An 8,449-nucleotide genomic window follows, 5' to 3' on the forward strand; every position below is an offset into this window, starting at 1 on the left:
AGATCAGGTACCGGTCGCCGGCCCGCACCTCACGGACGGACAGGTCGGGCTCGACCGGCTCCCGCGTGGCCCACCGCCGCCGGCGTGCCAGGACGGGACCGCCCTGGCGGAGGGGCACCGGAAGGGTCCGCGGCGGACAATGAAGGTGGGCGATCGCGCACACACGGCCAACGGTCGGCGGCGATGGTGACATCGTGGCTCGGGAGCACTGGACGGGGCGCAGAGCGGGTTCGCCACCACCGATCTGGATCTGCAGCTGAAGCAGCACGGCATCGGGCGGGTGGTGTTGGCCGGTGTGCCGGCGAACACCTGCGTGGAGGCGACCTGCTGTTTCGCCTTGGGGCTCGGCCACCACGTGACGCTGGTGCCCGATGCCGCCGCGGCCCTTCTCCCCGAGATGATGCACGTCGCCCATGAGCTGAACGGGCCGACCTTCGCTCATGCAATCGTCACCACCGACTGGCTCGTCGACGTATTCGATTCGACGCGGCACGCCCGCACGCCTGACCGGACGTCCGCAGCGCTGCCGCACGCTGTCCCGGCCAGGGCGCGCCCGCCCGAAAACAACGCCTGAAGGCCGTCTGAGAAGCCCTTCCCACCTGCTGTGATGAGCCTCACCAAGAATATGAGGCACCCCTCAAGTACGCTGGCGAAGTCAAAACGTGAGGGACCCCTCAGATTGTTCAGGGCATCTCGCCGGCGACTTTTTCAGAACGTGCGCCACGGTCCGCGGAAGCGATGACCCACCGCCCGGTGGGCCGGACCGGGGCAACCAGCGAGGAGATGACCATGAACAGGCTGATCACACGCGTGGTGGTGGCTGTTGCTTCTGCGACGATCGCAGGCGGCGCCGTGGTGGGTGCCGGGAGCTCGGCGATGGCTGCCTCCCAGCCCGCTCACCCCACCCGGTCCGAGGCCGTCAGTGTCGCGACCGGCGCTGGTGTGGACTCGCTGCAGGGCTATCACCAGGGCGCTTACCGGTGGGACGGTCACCGCCTGTACCGGTGGATCGAGGAAAAGTGGATCGATGTGACTCCGCTCCGCCACGGCGCCGTGGACCGTTGGTACGTGGACCAGCTGCTGCTGGCTCAGGGCTGATACCGCCGCTTGGACGAGGGCCCGGGGTGCGTGCCCGCACCGGCCCCCTGGGGGAGCCTTCCAGAGGCGTGCCAACCAGGCGAGAGCCCACAGGAGCAGCTGATGCCGTCTTCCCTGCCGATGCTGCGCGCTGCGCAGTGGTGGCCGCCTGTGTCCCGCGGTCCGGAACACGGTGTGAGCCATCGGAGTCAATGCGTAGCAGGCTGTCGGAGTGATGGACCATGACTTCCTTGCACATTGTGGCGTGCGAGCTGCCGGTACGGCTGATCAGGTCTGATGACCTGTCGGTGCACCTGTCTGTGGCGCTCTGGTACGAGACCGGCGATCCCTATGTCGTCCGCGCCGCCTTCCACCCCGTCGGGGGGAGCGAGAGCGTGGATTGGGTCTTCGGCCGTGACCTGCTGGCGCAGGCCCTGAGCGGCCCTGCCGGTGAGGGGGACGTGCGGATGTGGCCGGCCGCCGGCGCTGCCGCGGACGATGTGCTGTGTCTCGCCCTCAGCTCACCCGACGGATCGGCCTTGCTCGAACTGCCCGCATCGAGCGTGGAACTCTTTCTGCGCCAGACGCATTCGGTGGTGCCGCCGGGCGCCGAGTCCGAGCACCTCGACCTCGACGCCGAACTGGCACAACTGCTCGCGGGCAGCTGAAGCCGTTCGCGCCAACCACTGATGCGTGGTGCGCACGCTCGCTGCCGAGAAGAAGCAGGATTTCCGAGGCGCCTTCATTCCGCTGCCCGATGGCGACGAACGCCTCGATGACGCGGCGACAAGCCTCGCGACGATGTCCGAACGTTGTGATGATCGGCGATCCGCACTGCCTGAGCTTCCGTACGCTGCTACGTGCCGCGCGACGACGTAGAGGGAGAGCCTGACAAGCGGGCACCCTCGCCGAGCCCGGCGGAGGTCATGCGGGCCCGTCCGTGGTCAGCTCGTCTGTGTGCTCGCCCGTCACCAGGTAGACCACGCGCCGGGCCACCGACACCGCATGGTCGGCGAACCGCTCGTAGTAGCGGGCGACCAACGTCACGTCCACGGCGGTTTCCACGCCGTGCTGCCACCGGTCGTCCATCAGATGGTGGAAGATCATGCGGTGCAACTCGTCCATGCGGTCGTCGTCCTTCTCCAGCTGGAGCGCCGCACCGACCTCCTGGGTGAGGACCACTTCGGCGGCCTGCGCCATCAGGCGCTGCGCGAGCTGGCCCATCTCCAATATCGTGCGGCGCAGATCGCGCGGCACCGCTCGTTCGGGATAACGCATCCGGGCGAGCTTGGCCACATGCTGGGCCAGGTCACCACAGCGCTCCAGGTCCGCGCTCATGCGCAGCGAAGTGACCACGACCCGCAGGTCCGTGGCAACCGGGTACTGCCTCGCCAGCACCGCGATCGCCCGGTCCTCCAGGTCACGCTGGAGGTCATCGACCCTCTGGTCGGCTGAGATCACGCTCTCGGCAAGCTGCAGATCGGCATCCAGGAGAGCGGTCGTCGCCAGGCCGATGGCCGAGCCGACCAGATTCGCCATCTCCACCAGGCCGTCACTGATCGAGGCCAGTTCCTCGTGATAGGCCGCCCGCATCGCGTCCTCACCGTCCACTCGTGTGTGCCAGACTTCCGCCGCCACCAGGCTCCCACAGTGTGTTCATCGGACTGCCGGCGGCGGTGCTCGGCGCCCTTGGGGGAGAGCGGGCACTCGTTGCGACCAGAAGGACGGCGGTAAGGGCGGCCCCTGCACCCACTGTGATGGGCGATTCGTCTCATGGTGAAGGCAGGACTGTTTCGCCGGCAGGGGTCACCCGGGGCGCGGTGGTGATGACATCAGACTGATGTAGGTCAGGGGAGTCTCCATGACCGGGTCCCGACGGAAAGCGGTCGCTGCCTGTCATCGTTGATCGCCCTCGCGTGGTCCACACACGGCCCGCATAGTGGAAAGAGGAGAGGAGGCTTCCGGACAGGAAGAGGCGAGTGCAGTGTCTGTGGCTACCGCGCCGGTCGACTACGAGGCGTTGTTCGCCGTCACACCCAGCCCGCACCTCGTGCTGGGTCCCGATCTTGTGATCGTCGCAGTCAACGAGGCGTATTGCTGCGCCACCCGCCACTCTCGGCAAGATCTGGTCGGGCGATACCTCTTCGAGGCGTTCCCCGAAAACCCGGCAGACCCCGACGCCGACGGAATGCGGAATCTGAGTGCCTCGTTGCACCGAGTCCTGCGCTCGAAGGAGCCGGACACGATGGCGATGCAGAAGTACGACATTCCGGTGCCCGACCACCCGGGAGTGTTCGAGGAACGGTGGTGGTCCCCCATCAACATCCCCGTCCTCGGACCGGACGGACAGGTGGCGTGGATCGTCCACCGGGCGGAGGACGTCACCGACTTCGTGCTCTCCCATTGCCTGTCGCAGCCGGGTGACGCGCTCAAAGAGCGAGAGGCGATGGAGGCCGAACTGTATGCGCGGGCGCCGGAGCTCCAGCTGGTGAACGAGCAACTGCGGCAGGCCCACGCCAGGGAACGACAGGTCGCCGTCACCCTCCAGGAGGCCATGCTGCAGTCGCCGGACCTGGACAACCACCGAAACGTCGCGGTGCGCTACCTGCCTGCCGCCCAAGGGCTCAACGTGTGCGGCGACTAGTACGACGTGGTGGACCTGCCCGACAACGGTTTCACCGTCGCCGTAGGCGACGTCGTCGGCCACGGCCTGGAGGCCGCCGCCGTCATGGGTATGCTCCGCAGCGCCCTGTCCGCCGCGGTACGCGCGCTGCGCGATCCCGCCAAGGCCATCGAGGTCCTGGGCCTGTACGCCCGCTCGGTCGAAGGGGCACTGGCCACCACCGTGGTCAAGGCCGTCGTGGACACCCACCGTTGCCACATCACCTACAGCAGCGCCGGCCACCCGCCACCGGTTCTCGTCCGCCCGGACGGGACGTTCGTTCTGCTCGACCAGGCCACTGACCCGCCACTGGGAACCCGCCCCCAGCATGTCCCGCGCCCCCAGGCCGCCCTTCCCTATACCCCCGGCGATGCCCTCGTCCTCTACACCGACGGGCTCATCGAGCGCCGCGGCGAGGACGTCGACGTGGGCCTGTGCCGGCTCACCGACACCCTCGTCGCCAACTCCCGCCTCAGCCCCGATCACCTGGCTGACACCCTGCTGTCCCGCCTCGGCGTCAGTGGTGGTGGGGACGACGACATCGCATTGATCGTCGTCCGTCTGTAGCTCGTACAGCGTCACGATGACGGCTCCACCACGGCCCAGGATGGGTGAGGAAGGCGGAAACCGCAGGTCATCCCGAGCGTGGCCTGACCAGGCCCACTCCTGCGGCGCGGGGAGGCAGGCCCGTTACTGCACAGCAGGGGCCACTACTCCTCGTGGCACTCCGGGCATTCCTGCTCGGGGCATTCGATGATGACCATGGCCCTGTCGACCTGCTGGGGGGCCAGTGGCGGTTCCGGCAGGGGGTGGGCGCAGTCCGCCCGGAAGCCGTCGAGCATGAGGTGGAGGTGGCGGCGCCAGGCACGGGGGGCGACGTTGCGCGTGGCCTGGATGATGCCGGCCTGGGACCAGATGACGAAGGCGACGTCCTCCGGGGTGACGTCGGCACGGACGATCCCCTGCTCCTGGGCGGCTCGGAAGACCTGCGCTCCCCGTTCCCTCGCGCGGTCGACCATCTCCCGGCTGAGCACATGGAGGGGGAGCTTGGCGGAGACCAGGTCATGGAAGGCGCGGTCACAGGCCTGAAGCTCGCACAGCCGCTCGAGGTAATGGCAGAAGCCCTGCCAGGCGTCGTCCATGGCGGCGGCCTCTTCGACGGCGGTGACCAGTTCGGCCAACTTCGCGGTGAAGAGCTCTTCCACCAGGGCGAGCCGGGTGGGGAAGTGCCGGTAGACCGTTCCGATGGCAACGCCGGCCTGGCGGGCCACTCCCTCCAGGGATGCGTCGAGGCCCTGTTGTGCGAAGGCCTCACGGGCAGCGGCCACGATCGCGTCCCGGTTGCGCTGGGCGTCACGCCGCAGCGGCTTGACCGGCGCCGCGGGCGCGGGCGGAAACGGTCGGGCGTTCATGCACTGAGCCTAACATGAGGGGCCCCTCGAAAACGGGTGCGCGACCGTGTGCTAGCGCACATCGCGATACTTGGAAGCGCTACCTCGGCCGCACGTACCCGGCATGGCCGGAGCCATGCAGTGGGGCCGCGGGAAAGGGCCCCTCACTCCTGTCGCCGGAGTTGGTCGGCGACCTTCGTCAGCAGTGCGTCGGACAGTTCGGGGTCGGCCACAGCCCGGGACATGAGCACCGCACCGACGAGGGCGCTGAGGGTGAGCATGGCCTCGGCCCGGGCTTCCTCGGAGCCGTCTCCGAGTCCGGCGATCAGGTCGAGGTAGGCGCGGACCTGCTGTTCGTAGGCCTTCTTGAGGTCTTCGTCGCCGCGCCCGGCAGCGGCGCCGAGCGAGACCAGGGCGCAGCCGGTGCCGGGGGAGTCCCGGTGCTGTTTGGCGAGGTAGGAGTCGATCAGACCGCTGCGGGGTTCCCGCACGTTCTTCCGCGCGGCCCGTTCCATCTTCGCCGAGCCCTCGGAGAGGGCCAGGGCCGCGGCCTCGGCGATCAACTCGTCGCGGGAGGAGAAGTGCTTGTAGAAGCCGCCGTGCGTCAGGCCCGCTTCCTTCATGAGATCCGCGACGCCGGGGCGGCTCACGCCTTCCACGCGGACCTTGCGGGCCGCGACGCGCAGCACCCTCTCGCGGGAGGCCGCCTTCTCCGCCTGTGAGTGCCCCATGTCAGGTCCTCCTTGTGCGCGACGGCGAACGCCGCCCAAGAATTAGATGATGCCCATCATACACGACGGTGGAAACGGTGAGATGAGCTGGACATATTTGACTTCCAGGATTGCTATGGTCATCCTCAGTTCAGGATGTCACGCATCATCCAGAGCTGAGGAGAAATCGTGTCCGAGACCTATGACCCCCGTCGCACGGCCGTGCTGCTCGTCGATCCCTTCAACGACTTCATCTCCGAGGGCGGGAAGCTCTGGCCCCGTGTCGAGGCCGTGGCCAAGGAGGCCGGACTGCTGGAGCATCTGCGTTCGGTGATCGCTTCGGCCCGTGCGGCCGATGTGCGCGTGGTGTTCGTGCCGCACCGCCGCTGGGAGCCGGGGGACTACGAGAGCTGGGACCACCCGAGTCCCACCCAGCGCAGCATGATGGAGCGGCCCAGGTTCGTACGCGGTACCTGGGGCGGGGACTTCCACCCCGACTTCCAGCCGCAGACCGGTGACATCGTGGCGGCCGAGCACTGGGCACAGAGCGGGTTCGCCAACACCGATCTGGACTTCCAGCTCAAGCAGCACGGGATCAGTCATGTAGTCCTCGTCGGCCTGTTGGCGAACACCTGCATCGAGTCGACCGGCCGTTACGCCATGGAGTTCGGCTACCACGTGACACTCGTGCGGGATGCCACCGCGGCCTTCCTCCCCGAGATGATGCACGCCGCCCACGAGCTGAACGGGCCGACCTTCGCCCACGCCATCGTCACCACCGACCAGCTCGTCACCGCGTTCGACGCAGCACGGACGCGTTCCTGACCGGACGCCTCCCGGTGACGGCGGCCACCTGTCCGGCCGCCGTCACCGGGGCGATGAGCCACTGACTCGACGCCTTGCCATCGGCGCCCTGCGTCCAGCGCCCCGTACCCCACGGGTACTGGCGTGCGCGGCGTATCAGGACGCCGGCTCGAGCGACCCCCGGGTGTACGTCCCCGCCGTACCCAGGCGTAGCCCCACGCGGATGTCCACCTCCGCTTTCCTCTCGCTGTAAGGGCCTTCCATGACCGCTCTGTCGCCCGTCCCGGGCGTGAAGCGCGCCACCATCCCCGTCTTCGCGACCGCCACCGCCGTCACTGTCGCCAACATCTACTTCACCCAGCCGCTTCTCGAGCGGATCGCGCAGGATCTGGGCGCCCCCGCCCAAGCCGCCGGCGTCGTCGCCACGGCCGGCCAGATCGGCTACGCGCTGGGAATCGTCGCGATCGTCCCCCTCGCCGACCGCGCCCCGCTGCGCAAGGTCTCCCGCATCCTGCTCGTCATCACCACGCTGGCCCTGCTGGCGGGAGCCCTGGCTCCGTCGATCACCCTGCTGAGCGTGGCGACCCTCGTCCTGTCGACGACCACGGTGCTTCCGCAGATCATCATGCCGACCGTCGCCTCGCTGGCCGCGCCCGGTCAGGCAGGCCGGGCCCTCGGCGCCGTCGGTACCGGACTGACCCTGGGCGCACTGCTGTCCCGTACCGTCTCGGGAGCCCTCGCCGAAGCGACCGGGACATGGCGCGTTGACTACGTGGCCGCCGCCCTGGCCACCGCGTCCCTCCTGTTCGTGCTCCCGCGGCACATGCCGGACAGGCCGCGTGACACGGACGAGGACAAGCCCGGCTACTTGCGACTTCTGGTGTCCATGCCGCCGCTCGTCGTCCGGCACGCGTCCCTGCGCCTGTCCGCGGTCCTCGGCGCGGCGAGTTTCGCGGCCTTCTCGGCGTTCTGGGCCACGCTGGCCTTCCATCTCTCCGAGAGGCCCCTCGCACTGGGGCCGGCCGCAGCGGGGCTGTTCGGTCTCAGCAGCGTGCCCGGCGCCCTGGCGGCGCGTTACTCCGGCCGGCTCAGCGATCGCTACGGCCCCGGCAGGGTCAACCTCATCGCCCTGGCGTCCGGCGTGACAGCGTTCGTCGTCTTTCTGCTGGGCGCCGACTCGGTGGTGGCCCTCATGATCGGCTGCAATCTGCTGGGCTACGGCACCACCAGTGCGCAGATAGCCAATCAGACCCGGATCTTCGCCGGGCCCGCGCTCCTGCGAGCCAGGCTCAACACGCTCTATATGTTCGCGCTGTTCGCCAGCGGCGCCATCGGCTCCGCCGTCGCACTCGCCCTCTTCCAGGGACACGGCTGGACGGCGACGGTCTGCGTGGGCCTGGCCTTCCTCGCCACGGGGACGCTGACCCTGACGGTCCATGGCGTCCGGAAGCGGATACGGGACGGCCGCGGCAGTCGACGGCAGCTTCTCCCGGTCGAACACCAGCCGCCGACGAGCCGGCACTCGGCGGCGGCCCGTGTCCGGACCGGTCGATGACGCCCGGATCCCCTTGACCCATGTCCGTGGGCCGTAGCCGCCGTCAGCTCGAACGTCCTTGGCCGCCCGTCAACCGTTCCTAGTCAGTCATCCCGAGGCCTGTCGGCCTCACCCCGGGGCCGGGAAAATGGGGCGGGGTGCCCGTCCGGAGGACGTCGTTTCTACTTGGTGCGAGTGAGCCCGATAGTCAGTCGGACGCGGGGGCCGTGTGCAGGAATCCAATGTTGTTGCCATGAGCACGCAAGAGAGC

General features: G+C 68.6%; 9 protein-coding genes and 1 pseudogene. 7 read left to right on the forward strand and 3 right to left on the reverse strand.

The annotated features are described in order from the left end of the window. Positions 1–283 precede the first annotated feature (283 nt). The 4 genes from ABZ904_RS49440 to ABZ904_RS49455 all read left to right on the forward strand — a co-directional run bounded on the left by ABZ904_RS49440 (position 284) and on the right by ABZ904_RS49455 (position 1,956). Positions 284–574 (forward strand): isochorismatase family protein, encoded by a 291-nt coding sequence (locus ABZ904_RS49440; protein ID WP_361830742.1) that lies wholly within the window; start codon positions 284–286, stop codon positions 572–574. 215 nt (positions 575–789) lie between these two features. Further along, positions 790–1,098, forward strand: coding sequence for a hypothetical protein (locus ABZ904_RS49445; protein ID WP_359392847.1), 309 nt, complete (start codon positions 790–792; stop codon positions 1,096–1,098). 221 nt (positions 1,099–1,319) lie between these two features. Further along, on the forward strand, positions 1,320–1,745 hold the full coding sequence (locus tag ABZ904_RS49450; RefSeq protein ID WP_361002817.1) for an SsgA family sporulation/cell division regulator: 426 nt from the start codon (positions 1,320–1,322) through the stop codon (positions 1,743–1,745). 25 nt (positions 1,746–1,770) lie between these two features. Next, a complete protein-coding gene (locus tag ABZ904_RS49455; RefSeq protein ID WP_359392851.1) occupies positions 1,771–1,956 on the forward strand; it encodes a hypothetical protein in 186 nt (61 codons plus the stop codon). Positions 1,957–2,001: 45 nt separating this feature from the next. On the opposite strand, the gene phoU is transcribed toward ABZ904_RS49455, so the two are convergent. Continuing rightward, positions 2,002–2,670 carry a phosphate signaling complex protein PhoU gene (gene phoU, locus ABZ904_RS49460; RefSeq protein ID WP_361002875.1) on the reverse strand — a complete coding sequence of 223 codons (669 nt, stop codon included), beginning with the start codon at positions 2,668–2,670 and terminating at the stop codon, positions 2,002–2,004. A 397-nt stretch (positions 2,671–3,067) separates the two neighbouring features. Here phoU and ABZ904_RS49465 point away from each other — a divergent pair. Then, a pseudogene (locus ABZ904_RS49465) lies at positions 3,068–4,306 on the forward strand (SpoIIE family protein phosphatase). A 143-nt stretch (positions 4,307–4,449) separates the two neighbouring features. Here the strand turns inward: ABZ904_RS49465 and ABZ904_RS49470 are convergent. Continuing rightward, positions 4,450–5,151 carry a helix-turn-helix domain-containing protein gene (locus ABZ904_RS49470; RefSeq protein WP_359392856.1) on the reverse strand — a complete coding sequence of 234 codons (702 nt, stop codon included), beginning with the start codon at positions 5,149–5,151 and terminating at the stop codon, positions 4,450–4,452. 143 nt (positions 5,152–5,294) lie between these two features. Further along, entirely contained in the window at positions 5,295–5,861 is a 567-nt protein-coding gene (locus tag ABZ904_RS49475; protein WP_361002810.1) for a TetR/AcrR family transcriptional regulator, read from the reverse strand. 168 nt (positions 5,862–6,029) lie between these two features. On the opposite strand from ABZ904_RS49475, the gene ABZ904_RS49480 reads away from it, so the two are divergent. Together ABZ904_RS49480 and ABZ904_RS49485 are read left to right on the forward strand one after the other, a co-directional pair. Further along, positions 6,030–6,665 carry an isochorismatase family cysteine hydrolase gene (locus tag ABZ904_RS49480; protein WP_361830740.1) on the forward strand — a complete coding sequence of 212 codons (636 nt, stop codon included), beginning with the start codon at positions 6,030–6,032 and terminating at the stop codon, positions 6,663–6,665. A 241-nt stretch (positions 6,666–6,906) separates the two neighbouring features. Continuing rightward, on the forward strand, positions 6,907–8,199 hold the full coding sequence (locus tag ABZ904_RS49485) for an MFS transporter (protein ID WP_361002804.1): 1,293 nt from the start codon (positions 6,907–6,909) through the stop codon (positions 8,197–8,199). The last annotated feature ends 250 nt before the right edge of the window (positions 8,200–8,449 follow it).

It is taken from the genome of Streptomyces sp. NPDC046900 (assembly GCF_040644975.1).
Lineage (GTDB): Bacteria > Actinomycetota > Actinomycetes > Streptomycetales > Streptomycetaceae > Streptomyces.